Below are 17,070 nucleotides of genomic sequence, written 5' to 3'. Positions count from 1 at the left end.
CGCGCCCGAAACCGCCAAGGGAAACGCATGAGCACGCCCGTCAAGATCACCGCCGTTCACGTCTATCCGCTCGCCATCGCCGGCGATGCCAGCAACGATTTTCCCGTGGCTTGCCCGATGTCGATCTATCCGGAATACCGGCCGAGCCGGCCGCTCTGGCGCGACAATTTCGGCGCCATGCTGGTCCGCATCGAGACGGATGCCGGTGTCGAAGGCATCGGCTACACCTCGATGGGCAGCCTGGTCTGCGCCGTCACCATCAAGCTGCACCTGGCCCGGCTGCTGATCGGCCAGGATCCGACGCGGGTGGAGCGCCTCAACGACATCCTGGTTCGCTCCACCTACCATCAGGGGCGAGACGGCTTCCTGATGCATGCCATCAGCGCCCTCGATCTGGCGCTGTGGGATATCAAGGGCAAGCTGGCCGAGAGCTCGGTCTGCAACCTTCTCGGCGGCCCGGTGCAGGAAAGCCTGCCCTGCTACATGACCGGCTATGACGCCGACAAGGTGATCCGCGGCGGCTTCACCGGCCTCAAGATTCCGCTGAAGTATGGCCCGGCCAGCGGCCGCGACGGGCTGAGGACCAATGTCGACGACGTCGCGGCCTTGCGTGAAAAACTCGGGCCGGACCGGGACATCATGCTCGATTGCTGGATGGGCCTCGACGTGCCCTACACGCTCGAGCTGGCGCGGGCGCTGGAGCCCTACCGGGTGCGCTGGATCGAGGAACCCTTGCTCGCCGGCGACATCGAGGGCTACAGGCAGCTTCGTTCGAAATGGACCTCGGACACGCTGATCGCCTGCGGCGAGCACGAGACGCTGGTGCGCGGCGCCGAACCGTTCATGCGCGACCGACTGATTGATGTGTGGCAGGCCGACGTGACCTGGGCCGGCGGCATCACCGAGATGCAGAAGATCGCTGGCCTCGCCATTGCCGCCGGGATCAAGATCATCCCGCACTATGGCTATACGCCCTGGGCGGCGCACTTCATCCTCGCCTGCCAGGCCAGCCCGGCCATCGAGTGGTACGACCTGACCGGCGACCTCGTAGGCGATGAACCCCTGTTCACCTCCGACATGGTGCTCAAGAACGGCCGCCTGTCGCCCGGGACGGCGCCTGGCTTCGGCATCGAGGTCAACTGGGACATGGTCGAGGCCAATCTCGATCGCCGGCTGGCGTTCGCCGAGGCATGATCCCGGACGCACAGAGCCTGGGCCGGGTCCGCTTCGACTTCAGCGGCCGCGTCGTGCTGGTAACCGGCGTGGCCTCGTCCACCGGCATTGGCCGCGCCATCCTGCGCGGCTTCGCGGCGGCGGGCGCGACCCTGGCCGGAACCGATATCGATGCGGACGGGCTGCGAGCCTTGGAAGCGGAGTTCCCCGACGGGCTTTTCGCCCGGGTCGATTCCCGCAATGCCTCCGAGATCCATGATTTCGTCGCCGCCGTCTGCGCGCGCTTCGGCGGCGTCGACATTCTCGTCAACAATGCCGGCGTGGCCCCGTTCGCGCCGATCCTCGATCTCAGCGAAGCGGATTGGGACCGCACCTTCGATACCAATGTGCGCGGATATTTCCTGTTTGCCCAGGCCTTCGGCCGCCAGCGCGTGCAGCGCCGGACCGGTGGCGCCATCGTCAATGTCGCCTCGATCAGCGTGCACGTCTCGGGCGAGAACAAGGTCCATTATTGCGCCAGCAAGGCCGCCGTCGGCAGCCTAACCAAGGGCCTGGCGCTGGAATTCTCGCGCCATGGCATCCGCGTCAACAGCGTTGAGCCGGGCACCATCGACACCCGCATCGTCGCCGACCAACCCGGCATCCAGCGCCTGGTCGAGGCGGCGCGCGACAATCCGCATCTGCCGATCAACCGGCTAGGCCAGGGCGACGATCTTGTCGGCGCCACGCTGTTCCTCTGCAGCGACGCTGCCAGCTACATCACCGGTAGCGCGATCCTGGTCGACGGCGGCGATCTCGCCGGCAGCCTGTCGGCCGCACCTCAGGGCAATGAAATATGACCACTTCGCAATACCAGATCGAAGTCGTCACCGTTGGTCGCATGGATGAGGTTCCCACCCCGTCAATCTTCCGATTGGAAGGCAATGGCCACTACGAGCCGTTCTGCTACACGATCTGCATCCTGCGCCAGGGCGAACGCACGATCCTGATCAATACCGGTTTCCCCGAGGACGTCACGGCGATCGCCAAGGCCTGGCGCGACGAGGACGAGCGGCTCGATTTCATCCGCACCGAGGAAATGCGGCTGCCCGCCATCTTGGCGGCGCGCGGAATCGACCCCGACAGTGTCGAGGCGGTGTTCCTGACCCCGATCGGCCCCTACAATACCGGCAATATCTCGCTGTTCCGAAACGCCCGCATTTTCATCTCCAGGCGCGGCTGGGCCTATCAGATGGGTCTCGACGACGGCTTGCCGCGCGCGCAACGCAATATCGCCATTCCCGATGCCGAACTGGCCCATCTGGTCACCGAGGGTTTCGAGCGGCTGACGCTGCTCGACGACGAAGCGGCGCCGCTGCCGGGCATTCGCACCTTCCATGTCGGCGTGCATCATCCAGGCTCGATTGCCATTGCCATCGAGACGGCGAGCGGCACCGCCGTCTTCTCGGATGCCTTCTTCAAGTTCGGCAATATCGAGGCGATGAAACCGATCGGCTATTGCCAGGACTTGCGCGAATGCCTGCGCAGCTACAAGCGTATCGCCGCGGAGGCAGACCTCCTGATCCCCATGTACGACCCTGACCTCTTCCTTCGCTATCCCGGCGGGGTGGTGGGCTGACACCGTCCTAGCTATCGGCCCCGCAGCCGCGCATGCCTTCTGAAAAGTTCCTTCATTGGCCAAGCTGGCGGCAGGAGGCGACGATGGGTATTTCACAGCTGGTTGGCAGGTTGGAGCCAAGCGAGGCCAAGCCTTGGCGGACATGGGCTATCGGCTTCTTCTTGGATCGCGAACTGCGCAAGCGGGATCGCGCGCTCTTTGATTTGGCAATCGACAGTAAGTTGCGAGGATGTGATCTTTTAGAGATCAAAATCGGGATGCCTATGGCGGCTTTGGCAATCCGGACCCACTCGATGGCAGCTTGCCGGATTTTTGGTTCGAATTTGCGACGCCGGTCAAACGACGGCACTGCCATGGGCTTGATTGATCGTTTTCGCGGGGCGCCGAGAACCACATTGGCCCCTTCGGATGCGAATGGCCCCGCGAGGGCGGACTGGTGGATATCGCCAAAAGATTTGAATTTCGGGAAGTAGGGTGCGGCGAGAGACGCCGCAGCGGGGCGTTTTCTGGTGCGGAGCCAGTAACCTGCCCAAAGGTGGGGCTTGGCAATCCACTGATGGCAAAAGTGGTGATCTGCCATGAGTTGGTTCGGGCGATGTAGCTCCACACCGATCGTCCGGATTGGGGCCGATATCTGAGGTTCAGCAATTAGAACGAAACGACCAGGAGCCGGCCATACCGCAATAGTCCGCGATGCGCCAAATGTCGGTCGTTGAACCGACGGCGTACCAGGAGACCGTAATTGTGCGACGGCCGTCAATTCGTTGCAGCTTTATCTTGGGCTGTCGGTTATGGGATTCTGTACCGTTTTCTACAGGAGACCCAACCCATTGAGCGTGGCATTCGCCAAGGAAGAAAGTGCCGAGGCAGCATCGGAAACCATTCTGCCGGCTCGCCCGATCTCCGATCGGATCAACCTGGTCACGGAGGCTGGCCTCCAGATGCTGCATGATGAATTGGGCCGCGCCCGGCAGGCTCTTGAGGCCGCTAACGCGCTGGAAGACGTCAACGAGAGGCGACGGCAGTCGGCGGTTCCTGCGCGAGATATGCGCTACTATGCCGAGCGCGTCCATACGGCTCGGGTTACGCCGTCGCCCACGTCTAGCGACGTGGTCGCTTTCGGTCACATCGTTACCTTCGAGCGTGACGATGGCCGCACGCAGACCTTCCGCATTGTCGGCGAGGACGAGGCTAACCCGTCTCAAGCCTCCATATCGCATAGTTCTCCGGTTGCCATCGCCCTGATCGGCAAAGCTGTTGGCGACGTTGTCCAGCTCGGGCAGCGCGAACTCGAGATCCTGTCCATTTCTTAGTTGGACATCGGGATAGGACGCACGCCTGGGTTGCGGGCATATTCTGTGAACTCGTCACACTCAACCGGCACGTATCCGCGATGCTACGATACGGGGGCGATCGGTTTCGCCGATGCGGTTGCTAGATTCTGGCGCCCATACGTTTCCGATTGTTCAGTTTCCGAACGCGGTCAACCGTCGGCAGGCGATAGACCGGTTTTGATGCCCGGACAACGCGTGTCCCTGCCCGGGCATCGCGGCTCAGCCTGTTTTGACGACCTGAACCTTTGAGGCTGTCATCTTTCCGGTCGTGGTCGAACAGGCGACGTTGACCTCCTCGCCAGCCTTCAGCGTTTCGGCCTCGACGCCTTCCAAAAGGACGAGGTTTTGCCGTCGAAAGCGTGATCGAATCCGTCTTCGGATCATCGGACTTGATCGTTCCCTGTGCGGCGGCGGCTGGACCGATCCGTCCCGCCGAGACGAGAATTGCACCGAGTAGCATGCGTTGAGGAATCCGCTCTATCCGTCACGTATGGATTTATATACGTCCAAAAATATACATAAGTATGTTGACTTAAGGCCAAATGCGGACATTTATTTGCCATCCGGCGACGGAGGGGCCCTTGCCCTCGCCTCGTCCGGAGCGTGATCAGGACAGGCCAGTTCGGCCCTCCGCAGGACGAGCTTGGTGCATGGTGGCTGACGTCTATCTACTAGGTCTGGATTTCGGCACGGAGTCGGCGCGCGGCGTTCGCATCAATGCGACGACCGGCGAGCAGGAAGCGAGCCACACCCACGCCTATCGGCACGGCGTGATGACGTCGGCCCTGCCCGACGGCACGGTGCTGCCGCCGGCCTACGCGCTGCAGGACGCCGCCGACTACATCGAAGCCGCCGAGGCCGTGCTGACGGCAATCGGCAAGGGTTTCGACGTCGCTGGCATAGGCCTCGGCTTCACCGCCAGCACGCCGCTGCCCGCCCGCGCCGACGGCACACCGCTTTCCGCCCTGCATCCGAGCGAGCCGCATGCGTTTGTAAAGCTCTGGAAACATGCGGCGGCGCAGCCTTATGCCGACATCTTCAACGCGCGCGGTGGCGCCTACCTCAAGAATTTCGGCGGCCGCCTGTCCGGGGAATGGATGCTGGCCAAGGCGGCCCAGATCGAAGCCGAGGCGCCCGCGATCTGGAAGCAGGCCGACCGCTTCATCGAGGCCGGCGACTGGCTGGTCTGGCAATTGACCGGCATCGAGGCGCGCAGCCTCGACTTCGCAGCTTACAAGGCGCAGTTCTCGAACAACGAAGGCTATCCGAGCCATACCGTCGCCGGACTTGCCGAACGCCTCTCGCTGCCGCTGCCGGTCGGCACGGCCGCCGGCCTGCTGGCGCCGGAATGGCAGGAGCGGACCGGAATTCGCGGCGACGCGGTCGTCGCCGTTGCCGTCATCGACTCGCATGTCGTGCTGCCGGCCGTGGACGGCATCGCCGCCGGCACGCTGGTCGGCGCACTCGGCACCTCGGCCGCCTATCTGCTGCTCGGCGACAAGGCACGCGATCTTCCCGCCGGTATCGAGGGCGTCGCCGATGGCGCAGTGCTGCCCGATCTCGCCTGCTACGAGGCGGGACAGGCCGGTTTCGGCGATATCCTCGCCTGGTACATCCGCAATTTTCCGCGCGCCGAGACGGAAGCCGAGAGCTTCCGCCTCTATGGCGATAGCGCCGCGACGCTCGCCCCCGGCCAGAGCCGCCTGATGGCGCTCGACTGGTGGAGCGGCAACCGGGTTCCGTTCGCCGATTCAAGCCTCAGCGGGCTGCTGATCGGGCTCAATCTCTCGACCAGTTCGACGCAGATCTACCGCGCTTTGCTCGAAGCACTCTGCTACGGCGCCCGCTCGATCTTCGATCATCTCGAAGCCGGTGATCTGCCGATCGACCGGGTGATCCTGACCAGCGGCCTGTCGCGGCGCAATCCGCTGCTGCTGCAGATCATGGCGGATGTGCTCGGACGCGAGATCGAGGTTCCCGACATCGCCAACCCGACCGCCGTCGGCGCCGCCATCCATGGCGCGGTCGCAGCCGGGGTCGTCACCGATTTCGCTACCGGGGCGACGCGTTTCGGCGCCCGCCGGTTCGACCGCTTCCGGCCGGATCCAGCCGCGGTCGAGACCTATGCGGCCCTCTATCAGCAATACCGCCAGCTCGCCGCCGACGACCAGCTTCGCCGGTCGATGCGCGCGCTCGGGTCGGCGGGCGGCTTTCCGAACGGCTCGTCGGAACCGCCGCGATATGCGAGCCACCCCGCAAGCCCGGAGCGGGAGGTTGACCAGGCACATCCGTAACAATCGACAATAAACCCGGTGGAGGAGACCAGGACTATGTTGAAGATTACCAGCCGGACCCTACGGTCCATGGCCATGCCCGCAACGCTCGCGCTGACCGCCACGATGGCGCTGTCGGCAGGCGCACATGCGCAAGACAAGACGTTCCTGATCGGCATCGTTGAACAGCAACTGGCGAACCCGTTCTTCGCCAAGCTGCAGCAGGCAGGCGTCGACGCGGCCAAGAAGCATGGCCTCGAGACCATGACGGCGGAATCGAGCGTCGCCGGCGATTCCGCGACCCAGGTCGCCGCGATCGAGAACATGATCAACCGCGGCGTGAAGGGCATCGTGCTCGATCCCGCCAACGCCTCGGCGCTGGTCAAGATCGTGCAGAAGGCCCGCGACGCCGGCATCATCGTCGTGACGACCAACACCTCGCTGGAGCCCGCCACCGCCGCCGACGCCTCCTATGAGACCGACAATCTCGCCGCCGGCGAACTGATCGGCAAATGGGCGAAGGCCCGGCTCGGCAGCACGCCGGCCCGCATCGCCATGCTCGACTACGATCTCTCCGACAAGACCGCCAAGGCGCGTCATGACGGCTTCCTGAACGGCTTCGGCATCGCCGAGGGCGCTCCGGAGATCGCCGGCACCGCGCTGACGCAGGCCAATGTCGAGACCGGTCAGTCGTCGATGGAAAACCTGCTCTCGGCCCATCCCGACATCAACGCCGTCTACACGATCAACGAGCCGGCGGCGCAGGGCGCCTTCCTCGCCATCAAGCGGGCGAAGAAGGATATCGCGCTGACCTCGATCGACGGCAGTTGCTCGGGTGTTCGCAGCGTCGCCGACGGCACGATCGGCGCGACCGTTATGCAGTTCCCGACCAATATGGGCACCCTCGCCGTCGAGGCGATCGTCACCGCTGTCAATGGCGGCGCGAAGCCGAGCGGCATCAACAATTCAGGCACGATCCTGATCACCGACAATCCGGTGGACGGTATCGAATCCAAGGACTCCAAGTGGGGCCTGGAAAACTGCTGGGGAGAGTAGAGATGCAAACGTCTGACCGGGTTCGCACCGATACCGGGCAGGCAAAGATCGACGCGGAGCCGGCAGGGTCACCCCCTGCCGGTCTCTTCGCCGGATTGCGCCGCGCCGCCACGGGACTGTTCGCCTATCCGGTCACCGGACCGCTGGTGGCGCTGATCCTGATCCTCATCGTCTTCTCGGTCACCACCTCGACCTTCCTGAACGCGGGCAATCTTTCGCTCATCTTCCAGCAATCCGTCGTCGTCGGCACGCTGGCGCTGGGGCAGACGCTGATCATCCTCGTTTCCGGCATCGACCTCGCCAATGGCGCCATCATGGTGCTGGGCATGGTGGTCGCGGGCAGTATCGCTGCCAATGGCGATCCGATGCTCGGCATGCTGGTCGGCCTCGCCGTCTGCATCGTCGCGGCCTCGATCAACGGCCTGATCATCACACGCTTCCGCCTTCCGCCCTTTATCGCGACGCTCGGCCTGTTCACGATCCTGACGGCCGCCGCTCGGCTCTACACCCAGTCGCGCAGCTACCCGATCAACTCCGATTTCATGACCATTCTCGGCGAAGGCCCGTCCTTCGGTCTGGTCACCATCACGTATGGCAGCATGCTGTGGATCGCGCTGACGCTGGTCCTCGCCTATGCGCTGAACCAGACCGCCTGGGGCGTCCGCGTCTATGCGATCGGCAATTCGCCTGCCGCCGCCCGTCTCAACGGCGTCAACGTCAACGGCGTCATCTTCAGCGTCTATGCGCTGGCCGGCGTCTTCTACGCCTTCGCCGGCTGGCAGGCGCTCGGCCGGACGCCGATTGCCGACCCAAGCGGCTACCAGATCGCCAATCTCGACAGCATCACGGCCGTAGTCATCGGCGGCACCAGTCTGTTCGGCGGACGCGGCGGCGTGGCCGGAACCTTCATCGGCGCCCTCATCGTCGTCGTGCTGAAGAACGGACTGACGCAGGCCGGCATCGACTCGCTCTACCAGCAGATCGCCACCGGCTTCCTCGTCATCCTCGCCGTCGGCGCCGACCAGTATCTGGGCCGGGGACAGCGCGCATGAACACCCAACCGACCACCCCGCTCGCCATGCAGGCCACGGGCCTCACCAAGCGCTATGGCCATGTCGTCGCCCTCGACGGCGCCGATTTCGAACTGGCGAAAGGCGAGATCCTCGCCGTCGTTGGCGACAATGGCGCCGGAAAATCGAGCCTGATCAAGGTGCTGACCGGAGCGACGATCCCCGATTCCGGCACGGTGTTCGTCGACGGCGCCGAGGTCCACTTCAAGAACCCACTCAGCGCACGCCTCGCGGGGATCGAGACCGTCTACCAGGAGCTGGCCGTCGCAACCCAGCTCAACATCGCGCAGAACCTGTTCCTCGGCCGCGAGCTGCGCAAGCCCGGCCTGCGCGGGCAGATCTTCCGCCAGCTCGACAAGTCGCGCATGCGCCAGCAGGCGGCCGACCACATGAAAAACCTCGGCATCCGCATCCAGTCGATCAACCAGAAGGTCGAGACGCTCTCGGGCGGCCAGCGCCAGGCGGTCGCCGTGGCCCGGGCTGCGGCCTGGGGCAAGCGCGTCGTCATCCTCGATGAACCGACGGCCGCGCTCGGCGTGCGCGAAACCAACCAGGTGCTGAACCTGATCACCCGCGTGCGCGACCAGGGCCTCTCCGTCGTCCTGATCAGCCACTCGATGCCGGACGTCTTCCAGATCGCCGATCGCATCCATATCCACCGGCTCGGCCGCCGCGCCGTTGTCGTCAGCCCGAAGACGACCTCGATGAGCGACGTCGTCGCCGTCATGACCGGCGCACTGCCCGCCGATGCCGTCCAGTCGAGCCTGATCGCAACCCAGCCGCCGCTTCCGTCGGCCAGCCACTAGTTCACCGAAGAGAGAGTCATACCCATGTCGATCCTGGACAAGTTCTCGATGCGGGGCAAAGTCTCCGTCGTCACCGGCGGCAATCGCGGCATCGGCAAGGCGATCGCCGTCGGCCTCGCCGAGGCCGGCTCGTCGATCGTCATAGCGGCCCGCGACGAGGCCAAGAGCGAGGAGACGCTGACCGAACTGACGAAGCTCGGCGTGCCGGCCATCGCGGTGAAAACCGACGTCGCCAACCGCGACGACCTCGAGGCCATGGTCGAGACGGTGGCCAAGGAACTCGGCCCGATCGACGTGCTGGTCAACAATGCCGGCATCGGCTTCCACGCCAATGCGCTGACGCTTAGCGACGAGGAATGGCAGCGCCTGTTCTCGATCAATCTTGACGCGGTCTGGAAGGCGAGCCAGGTCGTCGGCAACCAAATGGTCAAGCGCGGCTCCGGCTCGATCATCAATATCGGCTCGATCTCGGGCCTGATCATCAACCGTCCGCAATGGCATTCGCCCTACGGCATCTCCAAAGCCGCGGTGCATCATCTGACCAAGTCGCTGGCGGCCGAATGGGCGCAGTCGGGCGTGCGCGTCAACGCGATCGCGCCGGGCTATGTGAAGACCGAGATCGCCAGCACCGAATATGAGGACTACCGGCACTACTGGCGCGACGAGGTGCCGATGCAGCGTTACGCGACGCCGGAAGAGATCGCGCCGATCGCGCTGCTGCTGGCGAGCGAGGCGTCGTCTTTCGTGACAGGATCGGTGTTCGTCGTCGACGGCGGCTACACTCTCTGGTAGCCGAAGTTTCGGTTGCCTTGTCCCGGTGCGCAGGCTGGATCGAGCGGTGCGCGCCGGGGTCGAGAGATCGGCTCACGAAGGGAAAGCATGGAAATCGCGCAGGACCATCTGGACAAGCCCGATATCGGGGCGGCGGCCAGCGCCGGATCGCTCCTGTCCCTGATCGCTACAGGCCGCGCCCAGTCGCGTTCCGAGTTGATCGACCGGACCGGCCTGTCGCGTACCACCGTCACCCAGCGCCTCAACGCCCTGATTGCACTCGGGCTCGTCGACGAAGCGGCCAAGACTTTGCCGAGCGGCGGTCGCCCGACGAAGATGCTCCAGCTCAACACGGGCTTCGGCGTCATCCTTGCCGCCGATATCGGCGAAAGCATCCTGCGCACTGCCGTCACCTCGCTCGAACCGTCGATCCTGGCGGAATCGACTTGCACCATCGACCTGCGCGGTGGACCGCTGCCTGTCCTGGAGCGGGTCGCCAGTCAGTTTCGAGCCCTGCTCGAACGCATCGGGAGACCGCCCGAGGATCTGCTCGGCGCAGGCCTCTGCCTGCCCGCTCCCGTCGATTTCAAGGCGGGCCGCGTCTTCGGCCCGTCGATCCTGACTGGATGGGACAATTTCGACATCCGCTCCTGGCTCGGCACGGAACTCGGCGCTCCCGTCATCGTCGAGAACGACGTGAACCTGATGACGCTGTCGGAATCGCGCCGCTTCTGGCCGGATGTCGAGCAACTGCTCTACATCAAGGCCGGTACGGGCATCGGCAGCGGCATCATTGCCGATGGCAGGCTTTATCGCGGTGCGCAGGGCGCCGCCGGCGACATCGGCCACATCCAGCTGAATTCGGATAATCCGCCGCTCTGCCGCTGCGGCAAACTTGGCTGCGTCGAGGCGCGCGCCGCCGGCTGGGCGCTGGCGCGCGATCTTCGCGCCAAGGGTTTTGAAGCGCAGAACGCGCGCGATATAGTGGCCCTGGTGCAGGACAATCAGCCCGAAGCAATCCGCTGCGTTCGCGAGGCCGGGCGCGTGCTGGGCGAGGTGACGGCCGACGTCGTCAGTGTCCTCAATCCGAGCCTGATCGTCATCGGCGGAACGCTCTCCGGGGTCGAGGACCATCTTCTTGCCGGGGTACGCCAGCTCGTGCTCGAACGCTCCCTGCCGCTCGCCACCCGCGAATTGCGCATCGTCCGGGCCAAGTCGGACGGCAGCGCCGGCATCCTCGGCGCGGCGCAACTGGCGATCGATACGATCCTGCACCCGGACGCGATCGAGAGCGTCATCGTCAAGCACGCAAGGATCGCCGCACGATAGACAAGCGGAGTAAAAGGCCGGCGAGTGGCCGGCCCCCATGAGGTGGTCCAGGGTAATGCCTTAGCACGTCGCCGGCATCATCACCGAGTGTCAGGGCGAGCAATCCGACGCGTCAAACCCCACCCAAATCCTCGGGAGTCATAAAGACCAGCTGGAGTGTTCATGGTGGCCGAGCACAATAGGTTGTTCGCCCGAAGTGGTCGGACGTCTGTCCCTTTGCCGATCAGCCGCCTTGCCTCGGCAATATTCAATCGCTACAGCCATTCGGAGGGATGGAGTGCTGGAATGAAGCCCTCGACGCTGCTGGAAGTCGCTCAACGCGCAGGTGTATCGACGGCGACCGTGGCCCGGGTGCTGAAAGCCAAGGGCTATGTCTCGGACGTCGCCCGCAGCCGGGTCGAGGCCGCCATCAAGGCGACGGGATACCGGCCCAACGCGGTGGCGCGCGGACTTCGCCAGCAGCGAAGCTTTACAGTCGGCCACATGCTGACCGCCATCACGGCCAATCCCTTCTTCGTCAATGTCGCGCACTGGGCCGAGGAAGAAGCGCTGGCCGAAGGCTACAAGACCTTCCTGTTCAACCATAATGGCAGCGCCGAACGCGAACGCCTCGGCGTCGAGCGCTTCATCGAGCGTCGCGTCGATGCCGTGCTTTTCACCAACGCGATCGATCGCCACAATGTCCAGTTGCTGACGGAAGCCGCCATTCCGGTCATCCAGCTGGAGCGCGCGGCAACGATCGAGGCGCCGTCGATCCGGGTCGACAATCTCTCCGGCGCGCTGGAAGCCATCGCCCATCTCGTCCAGTTCGGCCACCGGCGCATCGCCTTCATCGGCGGCGATCCGGACCTGATCAACCGCGGCGACCGGCACTTCACCAGCGTCGAGGAAGAGCGCCTCGCCGGCTACCGCGAGGGCCTGCGCCAGGCCAGCATCCCCATCGACGAAAACCTGATCCGGCTCGGGCGCTATTACCATATCGAGGATGGCGGTTCCGGCATCGAAGGCTATCGTCATGTGAAGGCGCTGCTGGCGCTGCCCGAACGCCCGACGGCGATCTTTGCCACCTGCGATATCCTCGCCGCCGGCGCCCTGCAGGGCATCTATGAGGAAGGCCTCCGCGTGCCGCAGGACCTGTCGATCATCGGCTTCGACGACACGCTGGCGGCAAACCTGGCGCCGCAACTGACCACCGTGGCACAGCCGATGGAAGATCTCGGGCGGCTCGGATTTCGCACTGCACTCGACGCGATCGAAGGCAGAACCGTTGCGATGACCACCGTTTTGCCGACCCGGCTGGTCGTGCGCCGGTCGGCTGGTGCCGCACCGCACCTAAAGTCCCTCTCTGACGGCAATTGACAAAACCGCGCCTGATGTTAACGATTTGACGATGTGTTATCGATGACACATGCGGTATCGAGATAAATTCGTTGCCGACAAACCCGCATAAGACGGGCTCGAAAGACAAGAGGAAACGCCGGCCACCGTTCGAAGGACGGGAGAGCCATGATTCGGGAGGGTTACCATGCGCATCACCGCACTATTGGCCGCGACCACCATCGCAGCCGGCTTCTTCACCGCCCCCGCACTGGCGGAAACGACCGTCAATTTCTGGCAGTTCTCGACCCGCGACGCGGATATCGCCGCCTGGAACGGCGCCATCGCCTCGTTCGAGAAGGCCAATCCCGACATCAAGATCAACATGGAGATCGTGCCCTGGTCCGAGCAGCAGCAGCGCCTCGTCAGCGCGCTCTCGGCCGGCGGCCTGCCGGATGTCTCCATGCTCGGCAACAATGTCGTGGCGCAGTTCCAGTCGGCCGGTGCGCTCGCCCCGCTCGACGAATACTTTGCCGCCTATGACAAGGAGCACGGCACCAACGTTGCCGCGGACGTCTGGCCTGGCGACAAGGGCTATTACAACCTTGCGGGCAAGTGGTGGGCGTCGCCGGTCAATGTCGAGACGCGCGCGCTCTACTACCGCAAGGACCTGTTCAAGGATGCTGGTCTCGATCCGGAGAAGCCGCCGCAGACCTGGGCGGATTTCGCGACCGACGCGACCAAGCTGACCAAGGACGGCACCTATGGCGCGGCGCTCTCGATGAGCCTCGACTATTTCACCGTGCAGAACTTCATGAGCGCCTATCTCGGTTATGGCGCCCGCATGATCGGCGACGACGGAAAGTGCGGCTTCGACACGCCGGAGTTCAAGTCGGCGCTCGATACCTATGTCAGCGTCTACAAGAACAAGGCGACCCATCCCGACGCCCCGAGCATGAGCGGCGACACGTTCCGCAAGGGCTTCCGCGATGGCAAGTTCGCCATGATCCTGTCGGATGCCGGCCTCTACAAGGACCTGCAGAACGACAAGGCCGCCTTCCTCGACCAGGTGGCGATCGCCAAGGTGCCGGCAGGCCCGAAGAACCGCTCCGGCTTCCTCGGCGGCTGGCCTCTGGTGCTCTGGGATGCGTCCGAGAACAAGGAAGCCGCTGCCAAGTGGATCCTCTATGCGACCCATGGCGACGCCCTGAAGACGCTCGCGACCGAAGGCGGCTTCATCCCCGGCAGCGTCTCGCTGGCGAAGGGCGAGCCGTGGACGGCGTTCCCCTATCCGCTGTTCGTCGAGCAGCTGCAGGACGCCCGCGCCTATCAGTATCCGAGCGAGGCGATCCCGCAGATGGGACAGCTTGAGGTCGACACGATCCAGAAGGCGGTGCAGGCCGTCGCCCTTGGCCAGCAGACGACCGACCAGGCGACGGCGCAGCTCTGCACCACCATCAACGAAGTCCTGGCTCGCTAGGCCTTCGAGCAGAGCATGGACATGGCAGCACGCCAGGAAACCGTCACCGTGGCCAGGGCGGCGTCTCGCTCTCCTGGCCGCTCCCTCCTGCCGGATCGCTGGCTGCCCTATGGCATGATCGGCCCGGCCGTCTTCGTGGCCTTCGCCATCGCCATCGTTCCGCTCTGCTACGCTTTCTGGCTGTCGCTGCAGGAATGGTACATGCTGCGGCAGCCCCAGCCCAAATGGGGCGGCCTGATCAACTACCGCGCGCTGCTGCAGGACACCCAGCTCTGGGCATCCTTCGGGCGGACCTGGATCTGGACGCTCGGCACCGTCTTCGTCGAGCTCCTGCTCGCCATGCCGATCGCGCTGCTTCTCAACCGCGAAACCGCAATCGCCCGCACGGCCTCGGCGCTGATCCTGCTGCCCTGGGTGACGCCCTTCATCGTGCTCGGCTTCGGCTGGCGCTTCCTGCTCGACAGCGATGTCGGCCCCATCCATTCCTTCCTGCACCTGATCGGCATCGCCGGCGACAGCTCCGTCCTGAACGATCCTGTCCTGGCCTTCGCGACGATCATCTTCATCTCCGGCTGGAAGGGCACGCCCTTCCTGGTGATCGCGCTTCTCGCCGCGCTGAAATCCATCCCGGATGAACTTTACGAGGCAGCCGAAGTCGATGGCGCCGGCGCCTGGTCGCGCTTCTGGCATATCACCGTGCCCTCGATCCAGAACACCGTCGTCACCGTCGGCCTGGTGCTCGGCATCCTCGCCTTCTACTCGTTCGACCTGCCCTGGATCATGACCAAGGGCGGCCCCCAGGATGCGACCACGATCGTCGGCATCGCCATGTACAAGGCGGTCTTCCTCGACCTGCGACCCGCCTACGCCGCCGCGATCAGCATCGTCATGCTCGTCCTGCTGTTCGCAGCCTCGATGTTCGCGCTCCGCGCCCGGAGGATCGACTGATGCGCCGCACCTCACCGCTCCGCGAAGCCGGCCTCGATGCGGTCACGCTCGTCGTGCTGTTCCTGCTGCTGGTTCCGATCCTGTGGGTGTTCGTCGCCTCCGTCCGGCCGGAGACGGACATCACCGGCGGCGGGCTTTGGCCGCAGCGTCTCACCTTCGTGCATTACGAGGCGATCCTCGCCAAGAAGCCGTTCCTGATCGCGCTCAAGAACAGCCTGATCGTCGGCATCGTCGTCGCGATCATCACCACGGCTCTGGCCTTGCCGGCAGCCTATGCATTGAGCCGCTTCCGCTTTCACGGCCGCGATTTCTTCGGCCTGCTGATCCTCGGCACGCAGATGCTGCCGAGCCTTGCCGTGCTGGTGCCGCTGGTCGTCATCGTGCGCCAGCTCGGCCTCACCAACACGCTGACGGCGCTGATCTTCACCCATCTGGCGCTCGGCATGCCGATCGCCGTCTGGATGCTCAAGGGCTATATCGACGCCATCCCGAAGGAGCTCGAGGAAGCCGCGATGATCGACGGCTGCTCGCGGGTCGGCGCGCTGACGCGCATCGTCATCCCGCTGATCCGGCCCGCCATCATCGCGGTCGGCACCTTCGCCTTCGTCCTTTCCTGGGGCGAATACCTGATGGCGCTGGCGCTGATCTCGAAGGCCGACGTCAAGACGCTGCCGCTCGCCCTGCAGGGGCTGTTCGATCCCTATTCCTTCTCCTGGGGCCAGGTCATGGCCGGCGGCACGATCATCGCCCTGCCGGCCATCCTGCTCTTCCTGATCTTCCGCAAGCAATTGGTCGGCGGCCTCCTAGCCGGCGGCGTGAAAGGATAATGCCATGGGCGCCATGACGCGTTCGCTCTACTTCAACGGCCCCCGCAGCCTGACGATCGAGGATGAACCACTGCGGGCGGCCGGTCCCGAGGACGTCGTCATCGAGGCGCTCGTCTCCGGCATCAGCGCTGGCACCGAACTGAACGTGTTTCGCGGCCTCGCTCCGCAATGGCGCCAGCACATGGATCCGAAGACGCGGCTGTTCCTCGACGGCGGTGCCGACTGGAACTGGCCGGCGCGCTATGGCTACGCCATGGTCGGCCGGATCGCCGAGGCCGGGGCCGCGACCACGGGCGTCAAGGTCGGCGACCTCGTCTACGCCTACGCGCCGCATGGCCGCCACGCCGTGCTGAATGCCAAGGCGGTGATCCCGCTGGGCGATCTCGACGACGCGGAACTCGGCGTCTTCTTCTCCAACCTCAACACCGCCTATAACGGCGTGCTCGACGCCAACCTTCCGCTCGGCGCCGACGTCGTCGTGTCCGGCCTCGGCGTCATCGGCCAGATCGTCACCCGCCTTCTGAAGCGGGGCGGTGCCCGCACCATCATTGGCGTCGACGGCATCGACCTGCGGCGCGATCTCGCCCTGAAGGGCGGCGCCGATCATGTCCTGCACCCGGGCGAGGACAAGGTGGCGGAACGGGTGCGCGAACTGACAGAGGGCCGCGGCGCCGACGCCGTCATCGAAGTCTCCGGCGCCGCCCCTGCCCTCAACGAGGCAATCCGCACGGTCGGCTTCAATGGCCTGGTCGTCGCCATGTCCTGGTATGGCGGCACGTTCGAGAGCCTGAGCCTCTCCGGCGAGTTCCACCACAACCGGCCGCGCATCGTCTCGTCGCAGGTCGGGTCGGTCAACCCGTTCCTCGGCCCGCTATGGTCAGTGCCGCGCCGGGCGCAGATTGCGCGCGAGTTCCTGACCGCCTATTCCGCCGATCTCAAGGGCTTCGTCACCCATCGCGTCCCCCTGCAGGATGCCGCGCGCGGCTACCAGTTGCTGGACCAGGGCTCGCCCGAGGTCATGCAGGTTCTCATCGACTATCGCTCCTGATCCCGAAGGACCCGACTTCG

General features: G+C 64.8%; 16 protein-coding genes. All 16 read left to right on the top strand.

Features of this window, described 5'->3' with window-relative positions; translation table 11 throughout:
• Window positions 1-27: 27 nt before the first annotated feature.
• The 16 genes from OSH12_RS15385 to OSH12_RS15310 all read left to right on the top strand — a co-directional run bounded on the left by OSH12_RS15385 (window position 28) and on the right by OSH12_RS15310 (window position 17,050).
• Entirely contained in the window at window positions 28-1,194 is a 1,167-nt protein-coding gene (locus OSH12_RS15385) for an enolase C-terminal domain-like protein (RefSeq protein WP_266344467.1), read from the top strand.
• On the top strand, window positions 1,191-2,012 hold the full coding sequence (locus OSH12_RS15380; RefSeq protein WP_266344466.1) for an SDR family NAD(P)-dependent oxidoreductase: 822 nt from the start codon (window positions 1,191-1,193) through the stop codon (window positions 2,010-2,012). The genes OSH12_RS15385 and OSH12_RS15380 overlap by 4 nt, the downstream gene beginning before the upstream one ends.
• The gene (locus OSH12_RS15375) at window positions 2,009-2,791 is read left to right on the top strand and encodes an MBL fold metallo-hydrolase (protein ID WP_266344464.1); all 783 of its coding nucleotides are present in this window, start codon (window positions 2,009-2,011) and stop codon (window positions 2,789-2,791) included. Before OSH12_RS15380 ends, OSH12_RS15375 begins: the two co-directional genes overlap by 4 nt.
• An 83-nt stretch (window positions 2,792-2,874) precedes the next feature.
• The gene (locus tag OSH12_RS15370; protein ID WP_266344463.1) at window positions 2,875-3,264 is read left to right on the top strand and encodes a hypothetical protein; all 390 of its coding nucleotides are present in this window, start codon (window positions 2,875-2,877) and stop codon (window positions 3,262-3,264) included.
• Window positions 3,265-3,621: 357 nt separating this feature from the next.
• A complete protein-coding gene (greA, locus tag OSH12_RS15365; RefSeq protein WP_266344752.1) occupies window positions 3,622-4,104 on the top strand; it encodes a transcription elongation factor GreA in 483 nt (160 codons plus the stop codon).
• Window positions 4,105-4,775: 671 nt separating this feature from the next.
• Window positions 4,776-6,419, top strand: coding sequence for a ribulokinase (locus OSH12_RS15360; protein ID WP_266344462.1), 1,644 nt, complete (start codon window positions 4,776-4,778; stop codon window positions 6,417-6,419).
• A gap of 36 nt (window positions 6,420-6,455) precedes the next feature.
• A complete protein-coding gene (locus OSH12_RS15355) occupies window positions 6,456-7,454 on the top strand; it encodes a substrate-binding domain-containing protein (protein WP_266344461.1) in 999 nt (332 codons plus the stop codon).
• 2 nt (window positions 7,455-7,456) lie between these two features.
• Window positions 7,457-8,506: an ABC transporter permease gene (locus OSH12_RS15350; protein WP_266344460.1), complete on the top strand. Its 1,050-nt coding sequence runs from the start codon at window positions 7,457-7,459 to the stop codon at window positions 8,504-8,506.
• On the top strand, window positions 8,503-9,330 hold the full coding sequence (locus OSH12_RS15345; RefSeq protein WP_266344459.1) for an ATP-binding cassette domain-containing protein: 828 nt from the start codon (window positions 8,503-8,505) through the stop codon (window positions 9,328-9,330). Before OSH12_RS15350 ends, OSH12_RS15345 begins: the two co-directional genes overlap by 4 nt.
• Before the next feature lie 24 nt (window positions 9,331-9,354).
• Window positions 9,355-10,122: an SDR family NAD(P)-dependent oxidoreductase gene (locus OSH12_RS15340; RefSeq protein ID WP_266344458.1), complete on the top strand. Its 768-nt coding sequence runs from the start codon at window positions 9,355-9,357 to the stop codon at window positions 10,120-10,122.
• A gap of 87 nt (window positions 10,123-10,209) precedes the next feature.
• Window positions 10,210-11,430 (top strand): ROK family transcriptional regulator, encoded by a 1,221-nt coding sequence (locus OSH12_RS15335; RefSeq protein ID WP_266344457.1) that lies wholly within the window; start codon window positions 10,210-10,212, stop codon window positions 11,428-11,430.
• Window positions 11,431-11,715: 285 nt separating this feature from the next.
• Entirely contained in the window at window positions 11,716-12,789 is a 1,074-nt protein-coding gene (locus OSH12_RS15330; protein ID WP_266344456.1) for a LacI family DNA-binding transcriptional regulator, read from the top strand.
• Between the two features lie 166 nt (window positions 12,790-12,955).
• A complete protein-coding gene (locus OSH12_RS15325; protein WP_266344455.1) occupies window positions 12,956-14,227 on the top strand; it encodes an ABC transporter substrate-binding protein in 1,272 nt (423 codons plus the stop codon).
• A gap of 15 nt (window positions 14,228-14,242) precedes the next feature.
• Entirely contained in the window at window positions 14,243-15,175 is a 933-nt protein-coding gene (locus OSH12_RS15320) for a carbohydrate ABC transporter permease (RefSeq protein ID WP_266344454.1), read from the top strand.
• The gene (locus OSH12_RS15315) at window positions 15,175-16,002 is read left to right on the top strand and encodes a carbohydrate ABC transporter permease (protein WP_266344453.1); all 828 of its coding nucleotides are present in this window, start codon (window positions 15,175-15,177) and stop codon (window positions 16,000-16,002) included. The genes OSH12_RS15320 and OSH12_RS15315 overlap by 1 nt, the downstream gene beginning before the upstream one ends.
• 4 nt (window positions 16,003-16,006) lie before the next feature.
• A complete protein-coding gene (locus OSH12_RS15310) occupies window positions 16,007-17,050 on the top strand; it encodes a zinc-dependent alcohol dehydrogenase (RefSeq protein WP_266344452.1) in 1,044 nt (347 codons plus the stop codon).
• Window positions 17,051-17,070 lie beyond the last annotated feature (20 nt).

The sequence above is a fragment of the Kaistia terrae genome, assembly GCF_026344005.1.
Taxonomy (GTDB): domain Bacteria; phylum Pseudomonadota; class Alphaproteobacteria; order Rhizobiales; family Kaistiaceae; genus Kaistia; species Kaistia terrae.
Note: the sequence above shows the minus strand (reverse complement) of the source record. Positions and strands in the feature narration are given on the sequence as shown.